This is a genomic window from Geobacter sp. (genome assembly GCA_009684525.1).
GTDB lineage: Bacteria > Desulfobacterota > Desulfuromonadia > Geobacterales > DSM-12255 > Geoanaerobacter.
On the sequence record WKKR01000001.1, the window covers coordinates 1,336,102 to 1,352,506 of the forward strand.

General features: G+C 56.0%; 14 protein-coding genes. 3 read left to right on the plus strand and 11 right to left on the minus strand.

The window, feature by feature from the left end; genetic code table 11:
- Positions 1 to 28: 28 nt before the first annotated feature.
- The 3 genes from GJT30_05935 to GJT30_05945 are packed head-to-tail and all read left to right on the plus strand — an operon-like array spanning position 29 to position 4,348.
- A complete protein-coding gene (locus GJT30_05935) occupies positions 29 to 3,223 on the plus strand; it encodes an HsdR family type I site-specific deoxyribonuclease (GenBank protein ID MSM39143.1) in 3,195 nt (1,064 codons plus the stop codon).
- A gap of 2 nt (positions 3,224 to 3,225) precedes the next feature.
- On the plus strand, positions 3,226 to 3,933 hold the full coding sequence (locus GJT30_05940; protein MSM39144.1) for a DUF45 domain-containing protein: 708 nt from the start codon (positions 3,226 to 3,228) through the stop codon (positions 3,931 to 3,933).
- A 34-nt stretch (positions 3,934 to 3,967) separates the two neighbouring features.
- Positions 3,968 to 4,348 carry a hypothetical protein gene (locus tag GJT30_05945; GenBank protein ID MSM39145.1) on the plus strand — a complete coding sequence of 127 codons (381 nt, stop codon included), beginning with the start codon at positions 3,968 to 3,970 and terminating at the stop codon, positions 4,346 to 4,348.
- Here the strand turns inward: GJT30_05945 and GJT30_05950 are convergent.
- Genes GJT30_05950 through GJT30_06000 form a run of 11 tightly spaced genes read right to left on the minus strand, consistent with a single transcriptional unit; the run spans position 4,339 to position 14,922 of the window.
- On the minus strand, positions 4,339 to 4,653 hold the full coding sequence (locus GJT30_05950) for a hypothetical protein (protein ID MSM39146.1): 315 nt from the start codon (positions 4,651 to 4,653) through the stop codon (positions 4,339 to 4,341). The genes GJT30_05945 and GJT30_05950 overlap by 10 nt on opposite strands.
- Position 4,654: 1 nt before the next feature.
- Complete coding sequence (locus GJT30_05955) at positions 4,655 to 8,263, minus strand: conjugal transfer protein TraG (protein ID MSM39147.1); 3,609 nt, start codon at positions 8,261 to 8,263, stop codon at positions 4,655 to 4,657.
- On the minus strand, positions 8,241 to 8,981 hold the full coding sequence (locus GJT30_05960) for a hypothetical protein (protein ID MSM39148.1): 741 nt from the start codon (positions 8,979 to 8,981) through the stop codon (positions 8,241 to 8,243). The genes GJT30_05955 and GJT30_05960 overlap by 23 nt, the downstream gene beginning before the upstream one ends.
- A gap of 8 nt (positions 8,982 to 8,989) precedes the next feature.
- A complete protein-coding gene (locus GJT30_05965) occupies positions 8,990 to 9,241 on the minus strand; it encodes a hypothetical protein (protein ID MSM39149.1) in 252 nt (83 codons plus the stop codon).
- Positions 9,242 to 9,251: 10 nt separating this feature from the next.
- The gene (locus GJT30_05970) at positions 9,252 to 9,746 is read right to left on the minus strand and encodes a peptidase (protein ID MSM39150.1); all 495 of its coding nucleotides are present in this window, start codon (positions 9,744 to 9,746) and stop codon (positions 9,252 to 9,254) included.
- Positions 9,724 to 10,146 carry a hypothetical protein gene (locus GJT30_05975; GenBank protein ID MSM39151.1) on the minus strand — a complete coding sequence of 141 codons (423 nt, stop codon included), beginning with the start codon at positions 10,144 to 10,146 and terminating at the stop codon, positions 9,724 to 9,726. The genes GJT30_05970 and GJT30_05975 overlap by 23 nt, the downstream gene beginning before the upstream one ends.
- Positions 10,143 to 11,129, minus strand: a complete 987-nt coding sequence (locus GJT30_05980) for a conjugal transfer protein TrbC (GenBank protein ID MSM39152.1) — start codon at positions 11,127 to 11,129, stop codon at positions 10,143 to 10,145. The genes GJT30_05975 and GJT30_05980 overlap by 4 nt, the downstream gene beginning before the upstream one ends.
- Positions 11,105 to 12,127, minus strand: coding sequence for a conjugal transfer protein TraU (locus tag GJT30_05985; GenBank protein MSM39153.1), 1,023 nt, complete (start codon positions 12,125 to 12,127; stop codon positions 11,105 to 11,107). The genes GJT30_05980 and GJT30_05985 overlap by 25 nt, the downstream gene beginning before the upstream one ends.
- Entirely contained in the window at positions 12,111 to 12,578 is a 468-nt protein-coding gene (locus tag GJT30_05990) for a hypothetical protein (GenBank protein MSM39154.1), read from the minus strand. The genes GJT30_05985 and GJT30_05990 overlap by 17 nt, the downstream gene beginning before the upstream one ends.
- Complete coding sequence (locus GJT30_05995; protein ID MSM39155.1) at positions 12,575 to 13,219, minus strand: hypothetical protein; 645 nt, start codon at positions 13,217 to 13,219, stop codon at positions 12,575 to 12,577. Before GJT30_05995 ends, GJT30_05990 begins: the two co-directional genes overlap by 4 nt.
- Complete coding sequence (locus tag GJT30_06000; GenBank protein ID MSM39156.1) at positions 13,216 to 14,922, minus strand: hypothetical protein; 1,707 nt, start codon at positions 14,920 to 14,922, stop codon at positions 13,216 to 13,218. The genes GJT30_05995 and GJT30_06000 overlap by 4 nt, the downstream gene beginning before the upstream one ends.
- Between the last annotated feature and the right edge of the window lie 1,483 nt (positions 14,923 to 16,405).

Below are 16,405 nucleotides of genomic sequence, written 5' to 3' on the forward strand. Positions count from 1 at the left end.
TATAGATGCATCAAGGCATGGTGACCTTATGAACGGATTCCGCTTCAACGAAAAATATCTTTCCCAGATTCCTGCCCTGCAGCTTCTTATTAGGCTGGGATTCACCTATCTCCCCCCGGACCAGGTCCTTGCCCAGCGTCAGGGCAAGCAAGGGAACGTATTGCTTGAAGGCATCCTGCGTGAACAGCTCAAGCGCCTCAACAGGATCAATTTCAAGGGTCGTGAGTTCCTTTTCAGCGAGGAAAACATCCAGACCGCCATCCAGAAGCTGAAGAACATCAAGTATGACGGGCTGCTCAAAACCAACGAAGCCGTTTATGACCTTATTACTTTGGGAACCGCTCTGGAACAATCCATCGAGGGGGATTCCAAAAGCTTCAACCTGAATTACATCAACTGGCGGGAATGGGATCGGAACGTTTTCCATGTTACAGCCGAGTTCAGCGTAGACCGTTCACGTAGCACGGAGTCGGCCCGGCCTGATATTGTCCTGTTCGTCAACGGGATTCCTCTAACCGTTATAGAGTGCAAATCACCATCCATTGGTGTCGATCAGGCTGTTTCACAGTCAATACGCAATCAGCATGACGACTATATCCCCAAGCTGTTTGTCTATACGCAACTGGTAATGGGAGTCAACAAGAACGCCGCTCAATACGCCACAACCGGAACTCCGGCAAAGTTTTGGGGCCTCTGGAAGGAACTGCGAGACAAGGAGTCAGACGTTGAGCGCGCTGTGAACACTCCTCTGACGCAGACGCAGAAAGAGCAGCTGTTCAGTGGAGATTTCAGTGTTGCCCGGTCATTTTTCGACGCTCACGAAACTGAAGGGAAACGCCTAGTCACGGAGCAGGACAAAGCGCTTTACAGCCTCTGCCGCCCGGAACGATTGCTTGAGTTGTCCTACAAGTTCACGCTCTTTGATGGCGGTATCAAGAAGATTGCTCGCTATCAGCAGTATTTTGTCGTCAGGTCCACCATGGAACGCATCAAAAAACTGGACAGTGCCGGAAGGCGCCAAGGCGGTATTATCTGGCACACCCAGGGTTCAGGCAAATCACTTACCATGGTCATGTTGGCCCGCAATCTGGCACTTGATCCTTTTGTCTCTAATCCACGTATCGTGTTGGTCACCGACCGTGACGATCTGGACAAACAGCTCGGCAATACCTTTGCTGCCTGCGGCCTCGACCCGAACCGGGCCACCTCCGGACGGCACCTGATGGAGCTGGTGGCGGAGCAGAATGCAACCATCGTCACTACACTGATCCATAAATTCGACAAAGCTCTTGGACATAAGAAGTATCAGGATGAATCGCCTGACATCTTCATGCTGATTGACGAGAGTCATCGAACCAACTTCGGCGGCTTCTCGGCGAGGATGCGGCAGATGTTTCCCAATGCCTGTTATCTGGGTTTTACCGGCACACCTTTGCTGAAGAAGGAAAAAAACAACTTCCAAAAATTTGGCGGTCTGATCGAGCCCCACTACTCAATTCGGCAAGCTGTCGAGGATGAGGCGGTGGTTCCCCTCCTCTATGAGGGGCGTCATGTGGAGATGGAACAGAACAAGGCAGCTATCGACCTTTGGTTCGAGCGCCATACACAAGGACTGACCAGGGAACAAAAGGCCGACCTTAAGCGGAAGTTTGCCAAGGCGTCGATGCTGAACAAGGCCGAGCAGGTAATCTATATGCGGGCCTTCGACATCAGCGAGCACTTCCGGGCCAATTGGCAAGGAACCGGCTTCAAGGCCCAACTGGTCGCCCCCACAAAAGCGGTAGCACTGCAGTACCATGAACATTTGCAGGATATCGGCTTCGTGTCGTCCGAGGTAGTCATATCACCGCCGGATACCCGCGAAGGATACGATGAAACCGATGATGAACCGACAGACGAGGTAATCCGATTCTGGAACAAGATGATGAAGCGCTACGGCAGCGAGGAGGAATATACCAAGCAGATCATCAACCAGTTCAAATACGGATCGGAACCGGAAATCCTTATCGTGGTCAGCAAGCTTCTGACCGGTTTCGATGCTCCGAAAAACAGGATTATATATATCTGCAAGGAACTGAAGGAACACACCCTGCTCCAGGCAATAGCCAGGGTCAACCGTTTGGCTGAAGACAAGGACGAAGGTTTCGTGATCGACTACGTGGGGCTATTGGGTGAGTTGGACAAGGCCTTGACGATGTACAGCGCTTTTGAAGGGTATGACGAAGACGATCTGAACGGCACTCTGACATCCATCAATGATGCGATAGAAAAGCTTCCTCAGAGCTATTCCGACCTATGGGATATCTTCAAGGTGGTCAAGAACAGCTACGATGAAGAGGCCTATGAAGTCCTCCTGGCCGACAATGCCATCCGGGAAAGCTTTTACCAGCGACTGGCGGAATACAGCAAGGCTCTGGGGATCGCTCTCTCATCCGAAGCATTTATCATGCGGGTCGATGAAGACCGGTTATCCCGTTACAAGACCGACCTCAAGCGATTTCATAACCTCAAGGCCGCAGTCAAGCTGCGTTACGCCGAAGCAATCGATTACAGGGATTATGAGCCGAAGATCAAGAAACTGCTAGATACCCATATTCAGGCAAATGAGGTCATCCAACTGAATGAGCCAGTAAATATCTTCGACGACAAGATGTTCAATGTAGTCAAGGAGGAGCAAGGCGTTTATGGCAAGACAACGGCGGCAAAAGCCGATGCCATCGCCCACGCCACCAAAAAAGTCATCACTGAGAAGATGGCTGAAGATCCTGCTTTCTATGAAAAATTCTCCCGCTTGATCCAGCAGGCCATTGAAGATTTTCGAGCAAAGCGTATTTCCGATCTTGAGTATTTGAATATGGCGGTTGAATACCGCACAAAGGTAGTTACCCGCCATCACGACGACATACCTTCTCAACTTGCCGACAATGAAGAGGCCATGGCCTACTTTGGGGTTCTGAGACCATTTCTGATGGAACTAAATCTCGGGCAGGATGAATGCGAAGCGGTTTCAGCTGAAATCGCGCTGGCAATTCAGACCATTCTCGACCGTCATTGGAAGGTGCAGTTCTGGGATGATGACGATGCCAGGAAACAGGTTATAAACGACATCGACGATTACCTGTTTGATGAGGTCAAAGGGGCCAGAGGAATCGAGATCAGCCTGGACAGGATGGACGATCTGATTGAAGAGACATTGAAGGTTTCAATGAGCCGGAGAAAGTAGCAATGCCTCATGGCACGGTCACATATGGAAAGGAAACCATTCAGTATACGGTACTCCACGTCGCCAGAAAAACCCTGGCTATTGAAGTGTTACCCGACGCCAAAGTGGTCATCAAGGCGCCTCTCGAATCCACCCAGGAAGAAGTTCGTCGAAGGGTGCTCAAACGCGCCAGATGGGTCATTAAACAGCAGCAGTATTTTCGGCAGTTCGATCCGAGAACTCCTGAGCGGCAATTTATCGGAGGAGAGACCCATCTATACCTTGGCAAACAGTACAGGTTGAAGGTTTGCGTGGCAGGCCAGGATAAGGTTTTGCTGTCACGGGGGTATTTTGTAGTAGAAACAACGGTAGAATACGGTCCTGAAGAAACAAAATCACTGATGAAGGGTTGGTATGCGGAGAAGGCAGCAAGTACCTTTCAAAACAGGTTCAAATTTTGCTGGGTGAATTTCGAAAAAATGAAGCTGACTATGCCACGACTGCAGGTCAGACGAATGAAAAAACGTTGGGGCAGCCTTTCCCGGGGCGGTATGCTGACCCTCAATACCGACCTGATTCGTGCCCCAAGGGAATGCATCGACTACGTTATTACCCATGAGCTTTGCCATCTAAAATACCATGATCACAGTCCCGAATTTTACCGGTTGCTGGAAAAGATCATGCCAGACTGGGAAAAGCGAAAGCACAAGCTGGAATTGGCGCTGGTTTGACTGGTTCGAAGTAATTGAACCTGGAGAAAGTTACATGAATTCGATAAGTACCGCACGCGTTATTAAAGCAATGGTTGTGGCAGTGCTGGGCACTTTCACTCCGGCGCTGTTATCTGGTGCAGTTGTTGGAGTATTCTTTCCACAGTCCTTCTGGTACTGGACATTAGGGATAGCCGGGCTAGCCCTCTTTTACATTATTCTTGATCGAGTTCCTCTGCGGCTGTACCTCGGTGCATTGAACGGCTTTTCTTTATGGCAACTTCTCAAGTATGGGTATGCAGCCCCAGAACTGCGGCCTACGATGTCAGCTGCGGAATATGAATGGTATATGAACTGGATAATCTACAGCACTCCGTTTCGCCTGTTCCGTGATCGCCGAAGAAAAAAGGACTCTTCAACTTTTCATCACTGGTGAAGGCGAACATACTCCCATGCGCCGCTCAATTTCAGGAGTTCGTCTCGATTAATTTCGATGCAGCCATGATACTGCGCAACAACAGCATAGGGATCTGATTCATAGAAATGCACATTTGTGCCTTCTGCTTGCTCAAGATGTTCAAGAGCCTCGAAGGGTATTGGTATTTGAACCCCTGAAACGTTAAGAGCAACCCCGTATTCCGCCAGATCGAATTCCACATTCTCCATTGGTCCTGCCGGCACACATCCGTTTCCCATAATTGCGATTATCCCGTCAGAAACGAATAATATCTTTTCAATCACACTACCTCCTTGTCCCCTTGGGCTGAGGACCGCCGCTTCTGGGAAGCGGTGAGTTTTTGCTTTGGTACTGGAGAATTTTGCTGGTCCTTTGCATTTGCTGCTGCACACTCCGAGACTGTTGCTCCGCTGCTCGCGCTATATCGCGCTCTGCCGTACTTGCAGCAACATTTGCTGCTTCTTCTCGTTTAGTCACAGCAGCTTTATAAGGACCAACCGTTTTTGCAACATCACCTACAATTCCTGCTGTTTCGTGTAACGCCCCTTGTCCAACCGCAATCGTAGTTGCAGCCGTACCCGCATTGATTGAGCGCCCATCGGTAAATTCTTGCGATGCCGCACTGCCAGCAAGATTTTGCTTGGACTCAACCCTCGTTCCAACCACCTGTGAACTCGAATAATCCGCCTTGACCCCGCCATCGGCATGGATACTCCCGGTAATTCCACCGCCTGACCTGGTGCTGACCACCGCCGCACCTTGCTGCGACATCTGGATGAACTGGTCTTCGGCAATCTCGGAACGCTTGCCGGCAACCAGATTGCCGCTCTTATCCATCTTCCCCTGCACCTGCGAATAGTGCAGATTGCCGTCCTTGTCCTTGGCGTACATCAGCACATTGCCGTCGAGGCCGTTGGAGAACGAGCCACCCACCACCTCCGTCTTGCCGGTCTTATCGTTCTTGGCATAATACCAGTCACCGTTAACCATCATCTGCTTGCCGCCAGCCTGGATCATATAGCTACCAGATTTTCTGGAAACATTCAGTGACTGGTTTTCGTAGCCGGTCTTTATAAAATCCCCGACGGTCTTGCGAAGGCCTTTGTCGACGGTCGATACGTTCCGATCCAGCCGTTCGATGTCAGTACCAGTTCTGCTCTGACCGAGATCGAACTTCTGTACCCGCCCGCCCTGATCGATGCTGAACGATGCGAGATTGCCGTTACGGTCATAATCCGCTTTATAGTCGAATGCCTGGCCTGACATCCTGGCGACATGGGCGGCAGCGCTCTGGAAACCGGCTCCTTTAAGCTGCTTCTGCAGATCAAGCGACTTGCCCCTGTCTCCCTTGGCGACGGTGCCGGCTTCGGTGGAGTTCACGACACCGCCATCCATGCCGACATTGACGACACTCTTGCCGTCGGTGGTCGTGAAGGTGATGTTCTGCCCCTCCATGGCCTTCTGCATCTCGGCAAAGCCCCGTTCAGTCAGGTGGCCGTTTTGGTACATCTCCTGATCATTGGTGAGATGCGGCGCCACCTTCCCGACCATCTGATCGGCAGCTGAATGAACCAGCTGATTGCGGGCGATACGTCCCGAAACGTCATTACCGATGAGTTGCTGGTAGTTGTCATATCCGCCCCCTGCGTAGATCCCCTGTATCTTGCCGCCGGTCTCCGTCGCCACGACACGGCCAGCTTCCGTTCCAGCCGCCACCGGGCCGCCTAGCTGGTTCGAGAGTCCGGAAACCTCTGAAGCCTGCTTACCCTGATTGAACAGGGAATTCATCTGCATGAGGTGAGCTGAAGAGATCCCGTAGGAGTCGGCAATCGTCCTCACGGCATCGGCATTGGCGTAATCACCCAGAGCAGATATCTCCGAGCGGAGCGAATTGAACTCACGCCAGCTGCCGCTGAAGCCGAGTGACCTGGCACCGGCATAGGCGCCCATTTCCCCCTGAAGCTGACCGACACTCTTGTCCATGTTGGCAGTCAGGAACCCGGCATAGTTGTCGCCATTGCCGAAGACATTGGCCAGGGCCCGGTCGTTGGCAACCCCCATCTGGGCAAAGGCATGGGTGTCGCCGCCGTAGCTGTTGCCGACCACATCCCTGACCGCTGCCGACTTGTCCAGACCCAGTCGACCATCGAAGGATTTCAGGTCATAGGACGATGACAGGCCATTCTCCCGCATGGCCCTGCCAGCGCCGCCGAAACCGATGGTCCGGCCCAGCTCCCCGTCGGCAGCCATCCGGCTGGAAAAATCCATCCCGAAATCCCGGATCATGTCGCTCGCTGCCGTGGTCTTGGCCGACATGCCGACCAGCGATTGTGCCTGTCTGGCCTGGAAGCTGTGCTCATTGCTCCATGCCTGAGTCGGCATGGCCGTCACGTTGCGCTGCATGGCCGACGCCCGGCCGGCCGGGTCCTCCACCTCATGGGCCGCCCGGCTCCCTGCCGATTGCACCTGGCTCCCCAGACCACCGGTCATCATCGCCATGGCATGCCCGCCGAACTTGATCAGCATCCCGGTGATGACCGTGGCCAGCATCATGCCGCTCATCCGGAGCGTGCCGAACATGCCGAGGATCTTCACGGTCTGGTCCGGAAAGAAATAGAGTGCATCCATGCCAAGCTTGTTCTGGCGAACCATTTCGTAGGCCTGGTTGGCGTAGTCCACGGCGAACTGATGGACGATGGCATCGGTCACCCCCCAGGCGGTAAGCCAGATGAAGAAACCGGCGATGATCCCCACCGCCTTGCCGATCAGCGGCGTGGGGATGAAGAGCGCCAGGAACGGCAGCAGACCCACTGCAATGGCCGTGAGCGCCGCCTTCAGGATCGGCAGCCACTCGTTGGCCGATTTCATGGCCCCGGAGGCGTTCAGGAGGAACTGGTAGTTGGTGGCGCCGGCAGCATTGCCGCTACGGAAGATTTCTTCCAGCCGCTGGGAGATGTAGGCCTGTTTCAGGAAATCATCAATGCTCGCCGCCCCGAGACCAGTCCCGCTGTTCACGTTGTTCAGGACCGACTTGCACTGGGTGACGGCAGCGGCATCGGTTACGTCATAACCGAGATTGGCGCAAACCGAATCGATGTTCTTCGTCAGGCTTGCAGGGGTGAGTGCCCCCTTGATGTTGGTCCAGGCGTCGGTGCAGGTGAGAGCCTGTCCCTGAGGGTTCGCTGCGTTATAGTAGACCGTCCAGATGGCCGGGTTGACCGCCTTGTCCAGGGAACCGACAAAGTTGGTAGTCGTTTTCCGGAGTTCATCTACCGTCAGATTGGCGTTGGGATTCATCAGGGCGTAGGATACGCAGTCCTTGACGTAGCGCCGCATGGAAGCATCCAGATTGCTGTCCACTGCCGACAGGGGAATGCTGGTGAGCTGAGCCAGTCCCAGGAATCCTTTCCCGCCCGCCTGGCTCTGATAGTTCAGCGGGTCACCAGCAGTGGTGACAATATCTACCAACCCCCGCTCGACCTTGTTGAGGATACCGGCCACTGCCACCACGCCATCCGGAATGCCGCCCACCGCCTGGTTCTTGTTGTAGACCGGGTCGTAGACATGGATGGTTCCCTTCGGCACCACCAGGGCCAGGTAGACCATGACGCCGATCAGGGTCGGTACGATCCAGGTCATGACAGAACCATTGGCAGTTCCCAGAGACTTGGCGAACACCGTCACGCCGCCGAAGAACAGACCGGCAGTGATTACCACGAAATAGAGCGACTTGTAGGCATTGTCGCCGAAGATCAGCGCCAGTTTGCCGAAGGCGTTCACCACGGCGTCATGGCCTCCCCAGACATAGAACTCCATGTCCAGGGCCAGCGCCATGGTCGGGATCAGCACCAGCAGAAGCGCCAGCCCCAGCCTAGATACGGTCCGAATCGACATGCACGACTCCTGCGGCAATGAGTTTGCGGTTGCGCAGCCACGCGACGAACATGGCGGCAATGGGTATAATGATGAACACCGCTGTCGAGACCAGGACGAAGTAGGCAGAGATGAGGAAGATCCCCTTGAACCCCTGAACCCAGTAATAGACCTTGGCGACGGTTGCAGGCGTGGTTTTGGCGTAATAGAGTTTTGCCACGGCCCAGAGCACGTTACTGTCCGAGAAGATCTTGAAGTAGAGGAAATGGAAGGCGATGAAGGCCACCACCGCCTTGACTATTGCCCCGAAAACCATCCCTCCCAGAAGGTTCAGCACCATGGCCCGAGTGTACTCGCCGATGAAACAGGTGGAGGCCTTGGCCATGAAGATGGCGTACCCCAGCGAGAACCCGAGCGCCAGCAGGAAGGCGCTGAACTTGTCGAACAGGGTTGGCGACGGGTCGCCGAACATGGGGATGTACTGTTCGATCACCCCTATGGCAATTGGAGTGAGGAGCGCCGAAACAATCCCCGAGGCAAAGGAACTCCTGAACCCCACCTCCATGAATTCCAGCCGCTGCTTGGTGGTCAGGAAGCGTGACTTGATCATGCAGCCCCCCAGCTCATTGGCGAAATTCTGGTCGATGTACGAGATTGCCTCCAGGAGGCCTCGCGGGTGGATCTCGTTGCTCGGTGGCACCGGCATGATGTCCGGTGTACTGTGACTATCCTTCGACACGTCCTCTCCTATCCCGTGAATGAACGGATCAGATTCATGATCCCGCCGCCATAGGCGACAATGGCCGCCAGCAGCAGGCAGATGGCAGCCAGAGTCGGATTGCGCTGTCGCACCCCGACCCAGAAGGCGGATACCACCAGGGCGACGAAGAAGCAGCGCCCCCAGAAGCCATAGAGGATCGTGGCGAAGAGCTTCTGCCAGAAGCCGGTGTATTCGGCCTGCCCCATGTAGTGCAGCGGATTGAGTTTCTCGATGGGCACGCTAATCCTCTCAGAAGATCGGGTAGGCTCTCGCCAGGATGCGGCTCTTGTCCACGAAGCCGAAATACCGCGAATCGTAGCTGTCCTTGTGCTCACCCATCACGAACATGGCCCCCTTGGGGACAATGCCGTTGAAGGCGAAGTGCTGCAGCGGTGCCCCCTTGAGTGAAAAGTCCTTGGCCCTGACCAGGTACTCGCCGTTGCAGTAGAACTTCTTCTCCGCGTCCACGGTGAGCAGATCCCCCTCATTGCATCCCACGAGCTTCATCATATCCTCCGACTTCTTCATCCCGACCCTGGCAGCCAGTTCCTTGTCGTGGAACAGAACATACTCTCCCCGTCCCACACGGTCCGGGTTCCGGGTGAGCCAGTAGACCCGGTGTTTGAGAGATGGCGTCAGGGTGACGCTGACCTTGTAAGGGAGCAGCGTACCCGCGATAAGCAGGCAGGTGATCGCCAGCCAGAGCCGCCAGTTATGGAAATCAAGGCTTAACGGTTTCGGCATTGCGCACCACCGCGTCACCCATGATGATCACCCGGTTCTTTGGTATGGCTGTAATGACCGCCTCAAGACGGTCGAAACTCTTCCGCAGCTCGTCATCGTTCAGCTTGCCGGCAAGGTAGTTGTCCCGCTGCTGGGCGATGTACCCCTTGATATCGACGGCCACGACCTTCTGGGCATACCAGTGGTCATACCCGGCAACGGTTGCCAAAGATGCTGCCAAAGATACCGCCAGACAGATGCCAATCAGGGCCAGTGTACCTGGTTGCCGTTTGGTTTGCTCTTTGGGGTACGTTTTGGGAGGCTCTTTCGGTACCGACACGGCATCCATCTCTTCAGAGGCTTCACTGGTTTTTATACTGATCATTTCACTCATTGATTGTGACTCTCTTTCCTCGTTCATTTCCGGTCACCCGAGACGGTCAGTAGTGCGGCCAGTGAATCCGACCCGCTCTCCCTCCGGATCTGGTCGAGCAGATATTCCAGTCTGGCGTCTCCGTATGCCGCATAGTGATCCGAGATGGTGGTATTCTTGGGATCTCCCTCGCTCAAACCGGCATCCTCGGTCTTGAGCCCGCGGGTATAGACCACGGCAGGAACCCGGTCGATCCGGTACCGGCGGAATAGCAGGGGATCAACGACCAGCCCTGCCGGCAGCATCTCGCAGCCACCGTTCTGGGGGCGGCATGCCTGGTCGCGCTGCAACACCGAAGCAATGAAACCGATAGTCGGCTGGATCTTGGTCATCCCGTCCACGAATCCACGCATGACCAGGGAAACATTCGGGTCACCCAACCGGGCCACGGAGGCTGCATAGTTCCTGATGGTCGCAAGGGGCATCGCCGACGAGATGAAGACGTAGACCCGCTCGGACGCGGCCAACTTGCCCTTCGGTGCTTCCTTACCCTTGTCAGTGTAATAACCGGAGATCTTGTCCCCGAACACTTCCGATTTGATCCGCTCCGTCTCGCTCTTCACCCGCAACTGGAATTCATCCGAGTGGTAGTAGGAATCGAGCGTTCCGGCCAGATCTGCCATCTCTTTCTCGTGCCGGTTCCCGGGAACGGTCATCTCTTTCGCAAGCCGGTCGGCATTGGACAGGCTATTGGCCAGGTCCGGCACAGTCAGCCCCTCCACATCAGTCTCCTTCCACAAGGTTCCCTCAACGACTACCTTCACTTTCTTCAACTTCGTTTCGATGTATGCCCGACCCGACTTGCCGGTGCAGACACCGACCTTCCTAAGATGGACCGTATCCTCAACCACCCTGTCCACCACACAGCAGGTGTCGGGAGTGGCGATGTACCCTGGAGTGCCGGCAGCTGCGACCGTACAAGACGAAGCAACCGCAAGGCAGCAGATCAATTGAGCGCATAGCCGACGCAACAGACCCTCCTTCGTGTCAGTGACCAGAGAAAATTGTCCGGTGACGTATTGGTTGTCCCGAAGGGGGGATTCTTCGCCGTCCCCCAGATCAGTGACGGCCGGCCAATGGGGATGCAGTCGTTGCCGCGTACCGGTCGGGCGATCTGGAGCCGGTAATTGCTCTTGACCAGGATCGGCGTCACGACCCCGGCGCTGGCGCACTGGTTGATGCCGGTATCGTAAAGGAGCGTTTCTCTGCCGAGTTTGAACAGCATCCGGGCCGCCAGGCCGGCGTTGACGTTAAACGGGTTGTTCTCGATCATGCTCCCCGACAGGGGGTAGAAGGAGCCCCAGCTCCCCATGCACCAGAACAGGGGATCGATGGGATACGACATGGTCGCTCCCACGCTATCGGCAACGCATGCCAGCTGCGACACCGGGTTGCCGAACAGGAGCGCCTCCGGGTTGATGATGAATGACAGGCTGTCGTCATTCCACATGGGGTCAACTTCGGTCATGTAGGCCAGGTCGAAGGCCTTGTTTTCGGCACAGGGGAAATCCATGAACAGCTTCAGGATCGACCAGGCCGGGAAATAGAAGTAATGGGCCTGTTGGAAGGCGTAGTCGGAGTCGCCGTACTCCTTGCTCCGGTTCTCCCCGGACGAGAAGCCCGGCTTCGGGTTGGTCATGCCGGTGCCCATGACCGGGAAGCAGAACGGGTCCTTCACGGTCTCGATCAGACGGGCATGCTCCCAGAATGCGGTTGACACGCCGATGATCAAGACCCCCTTGCTGTCGGGACAGGCACAGACCGGCGAGGTGATATTACCTGGTGCCGGCTCGGCGCCATTGCCATAAGAGACGCTCCCCATCTTTACCGGGAACATGCACTGCCAGCAGATGTCGGTCACCGGGTTGAGCACCTTCCCCTTGCAACTACCGCCGGCACCCCAGGCGAGTGGTACTGTCATGATGAGCACGATCAGCGTGAAGATCGGGATGTTATGGTTCAGGTTCATCCTCATATCGCACCTTGAATTCGGACCCTTCGTCCGTGATGATGATTGACCGCTTATTCCCGGTTGGATAGCGACCGACAGTTCCTTTGCCATTGGTGGAACTGCTGTTGATCTGGAGTTGCTCAGGGGATATCTCACCCCAATCACGGGCACGGAACCGGTTCTGCATTGCCAGCACCTCTTCCATGAACTTCCCGTCACTGCTGAAGTCATCCAGCACCCTGCGGGTCAGCACGAACTGCTTCCCCCGCTCGGAATCTGTCCCCATGGATGCAGGTCTGGTGGCAGCCCTGCCGGCCATCGCAACCCAGCTGACCGGCGCCAGGATCGGTGCGGCCACGGATGGCAGGCGGGATGTCTCCTCCACCGTTGTCCAAGATTCATGGGAACACCCGGAACACAGCGCAATGATGCAGGCTGTTGCCAGGCGACGTAATAGCTGCGACTTCATGGTGCCCCCTTCCTGCCATGTGCTGGTGTACCGATAATCTTTGTCAGCTTGACCTCCGTTACCTCCATGATCCGTCCCTTCTGCCTGACAACTGACGGCACCGCCTGCAGCTTGAGCCGTTCAACGATCTTGCGGTCGGCATAGAACAACGGGCGGCTGATCTTCTTCGACACGGCCCCGAAGCTCCCCCCGGTGAGAAGGAGTGTCACATCGAGCCGCTTGTCATACTCGGAAGCTGCAAACCATTTCACCTGGTCCGCGTCGGTGCCGTCGATGACCACCAGCGTTTTCGGGTAGGTCACGTAGTCGAGCGGATTGAAGGTATATCCCTTCGGATAGAGGATGCCCCCCTTGCCGTCGGGAACATCGATTTCTGTGGTATAGGTCATATCAACCGGGAAGCTCCGGTTCCGCTTCGCACGCGGCAGGCGCACCCGGTCCGGCGGCCCCTGGAAGTTCTCGACCTTCTGTTTGTCCAGCACCTTGTGCCAGTCCACCTGCCTGGCCCGTTCCTCGATCTCGGCCAGGGCATCCCGCTCCGCAATCCTGTACGTCATGCCGAAGGTGCCAAGTTCTTTGGCCTGTGCCGATGAAACGCACACCATCAACCCAATCGCTGCCAGTCCGTTGCGTATGGTCATTTCGTGGTCGCCTGATACTTGTTCTGGATGTTCTGCATGATGGTCTGTTGTGAACCATCGATCTTGGTAGCAAGATCCTTCTGTACGTCTTCGAAGTATTCCGACAGATCGATCCGCGAGAAATCCAGGGACTGGAATTCATCGGGGGTGAAGCCACGGCAGTTGGGAGCTTCCGGTACCCCCCAGGCGCCGTTCGGCTGAAACGATTGCAGTTGCGGTCTCCCTTGTTCATGGATGATCCTCGCCATTTTCGAGTTGAAGCAACAGAAGCTCTTGGCCTTCTGCACACATCCCACCAGCGGCCATTTCTTCTGGCAGTAATCCCCCACGTAGTGACAGTCCTTGGCGGCATTCTGCATCCCGGTCTGGATATCACCCTGGTCACAGCCGCTCCCCATCAGCACCTTCATCACCACCATCACGACGATGGCAATGGCAATGGTGGCCGGATTGAACAGCGCAGCAGCGTAGGCCTGAAGACCAGCGCCAAGGGCCGATGCTCCTGTCGCCCCACTGGCCATGGTAGCGTATGCACCGGTAGCTGCCGCTCCTGAAAGCGTGGTTGTGGTGCCGGTAGCCGTGACCACGGTCATGGAGGTGACAGCTCCGGTTGCCGTGGTCGAGATAGCCGAAATCTGGGCCGCTCCAGTGACCAACGCATTGCCGTAATAGGCGACCTGGCCGATTTCATAGGCCATCTGAATGCCCTGAGCGGCATACTGTATGTTGTTGCCGGTATCCTCCGAGGCGACCTTGTCGCTTTCACAGCAGTTGTTGAGGTACCCGACCGTCATCCCCGGGGGACGGCAGCGGGACGCCTTGCCGTTGAAAATGTAGATCTGGCCAAGGCAGTTACCGTTCGCATCTTTCGGTCCATCGTCCTGCAGCATCGACTCGTCGAGAGTAGTGGTCACTTCTGATCCGGGCGCACCCGGGTTGAAGCAGGGATTCGGGGAACACTGCATTTTCCCTTGATATTCCATGCACGCGTACTGAGTCCCAAGCGGACAGGTATTGAACCCCTCGAAACAGCTGTCCTTCTGGGGGTTGTAGATGCCGGCGCCACTGCAGATCGGCACGGCCTCGCACTTGCCGATAGGAAGCGGCGTGTAGGTGGTTCCTGCCGGACAGTCGTGCTGGACGTCGGAAACGCATTTGTCGAGCGTGGCAGTAAACTTGATGGTGGCAGCTTGGGAAAAGGTCGAGTCCTGCGGGCAGGAAACCGGCTGCAGGCATTTGAAATCGGCCTGGCTCCACGAATAGCTGCCGCAATCCCTGGTCAGAGTGGCCTGACATACATTGAGGCTCGCGTCATAGGCGCCATTGGCGCAGACCGGTGCGGAGTAGCAGAGGTTGGCGCCGGCATCGAGCGCATAAGTGCCGCAATCCTTGGTGATGACCGCCTCGCACTGATCGGTTGCCGTATTCAATGTGCCGTTCGGACAAGAAGGCACCAGAACACAGAGACCACTGGCGCTGTCATAGGTCCCCTGGGTACAGGTCGGTGTATAGGCGGCCCAGCAGACATCAAGATTCGGATCGAAGTTGCCGCCGGAACAGGTCGGATTGGTAGCTGAAAGACACTGGTTACCATTGATCAGCGCCTGCCCGGGGGGACAGACCATCTGGGTCGATGACATGGTGAACGAACCGGAAAGCATCCAGTCGCTGGCCGGTGAACCGTCAGCACAGTAGCGGTCCATGAAGTAGTAACTGCAGTTGCCGACACTGTCGCACTGCAACGCCGAAAGTGCATACCCGGTGCTGGTCAGCTCGGTCCTGCTCAGCAGATTGAGCGGCGACTGGATGGTGATCGAATCGGAACCGAGGCAGCAGTAGTTGGCGACAACACTCACCTGTCCTTGCGGACCGCTCGGGCAGGAAATGTTGACGTTGCAGCAGGAGTCGGCGTAAGAGGCGCAGAGGAATGACTTTGGACTGCAGGCGAGCACCTGTTGGGAACTGGCAGCGGAGATGGCGTCGCACTTGTTGGTCACTCCGTTGTAGGTGGTTCCGGGCGGGCATTCCGGGGCCTTCTCGCACCGGGAACGACCTGCATTGTAGGTGTACCCATTGGGGCACGAAGGGACAAAGGGCTGGACGCACAGATTGTAGGCGCCATTGTAGCTGCCATAGGTGCAGATCGGCGCCCGCTGGCAAATACCGGTCTGGGCATTGTAATAATAGCCGTTGGCGCTGTCACAGACCGGCATCCAGGCCTTCTCGCAGCGGTCACGGGCGGCAATGAACGACCCACCGCTGCTGCAGCTGGCCGACTTCACGCAGCGGTCATAGGTCGGGCTGGCCGGGTTGGCGTCATAGGCATAGCCGGCAGGACAGACATTCTGGACCAGTTTCTCGCACCGGTCGGCAACCGTGTTGAAAGTACCGTTTTCCGGGCAGACTATATCCTTCACACACTTATCGATGCTGGAATCCCAGGTGTAGCCGCTGCCACAGATATTCTGGGCCGTTGCCTGGCACATGTCGCGGTTCGTTTCCAGGGTCGAGCCATTCGGACAGACCGGTGCGGTATAGGTTTCAACGCATTCCGTGGAACCGACCGGGCAGAATTGTCCTTGAGCTGTCTGAATGCAGTTGGCTGTTTCTTCCGGGTCACCGGCATAGCCGTTGTTGTTCAGATCCTGACCGCACATGATGTTATTGATGGCATTTGGATCAGGAGGCGGCGGTGGCGGTGGTGGCGGAGGCGGGGTAATAGTGCCGGGATCGATGTACGACAGAGCGCAGTCGAGCTTCCCTGAAAATTCCACGATCTGAGAGCTTCTCGTCCCATCGATGCCACTCGTCCAGACACCGTCACTCCCCATGACGACCGCCTGCGGGTCCTGACCGGTATAGGGTCCGCTTGCCGGCCATTTGCTGAATGAGAGCCCGGAACCATCAATGGCAGCGAAACCACTTGGACCGAACTCCTTCCAGGCATCGATATAGGTGCTCTTATCCGATGACGAGACCCCCAAATAGGCACCATACCGCTTGATCAGGAAATCCAATGTCTGCTGGCTGTCCACACGTACCGGTTTTGCCGCCCCGAACTGCCCGAGAGAAAGCATCCGCTTGAGCGAAGCCGTATCAGTGCCGGTCATCAGATATTCCCGGCTGATATTCGCCGAAAAATCGAAATAGATGTCGGGAAGCGACTGACTGCCGCTGACCGCTGAT

What these genes read in the sequence shown, in the direction of transcription:
- GJT30_05945 (MSM39145.1), top strand. Translation starts at nt 3,968, where the DNA reads ATGAATTCGATAAGTACCGCACGCGTTATTAAAGCAATGGTTGTGGCA.
- GJT30_05995 (MSM39155.1), bottom strand. Translation starts at nt 13,219, where the DNA reads ATGACCATACGCAACGGACTGGCAGCGATTGGGTTGATGGTGTGCGTT.
- GJT30_05970 (MSM39150.1), bottom strand. Translation starts at nt 9,746, where the DNA reads ATGCCGAAACCGTTAAGCCTTGATTTCCATAACTGGCGGCTCTGGCTG.
- GJT30_05935 (MSM39143.1), top strand. Translation starts at nt 29, where the DNA reads ATGAACGGATTCCGCTTCAACGAAAAATATCTTTCCCAGATTCCTGCC.
- GJT30_05985 (MSM39153.1), bottom strand. Translation starts at nt 12,127, where the DNA reads ATGAACCTGAACCATAACATCCCGATCTTCACGCTGATCGTGCTCATC.
- GJT30_06000 (MSM39156.1), bottom strand. Translation starts at nt 14,922, where the DNA reads ATGGACCGCTACTGTGCTGACGGTTCACCGGCCAGCGACTGGATGCTT.
- GJT30_05975 (MSM39151.1), bottom strand. Translation starts at nt 10,146, where the DNA reads ATGAACGAGGAAAGAGAGTCACAATCAATGAGTGAAATGATCAGTATA.
- GJT30_05940 (MSM39144.1), top strand. Translation starts at nt 3,226, where the DNA reads ATGCCTCATGGCACGGTCACATATGGAAAGGAAACCATTCAGTATACG.
- GJT30_05955 (MSM39147.1), bottom strand. Translation starts at nt 8,263, where the DNA reads ATGTCGATTCGGACCGTATCTAGGCTGGGGCTGGCGCTTCTGCTGGTG.
- GJT30_05990 (MSM39154.1), bottom strand. Translation starts at nt 12,578, where the DNA reads ATGAAGTCGCAGCTATTACGTCGCCTGGCAACAGCCTGCATCATTGCG.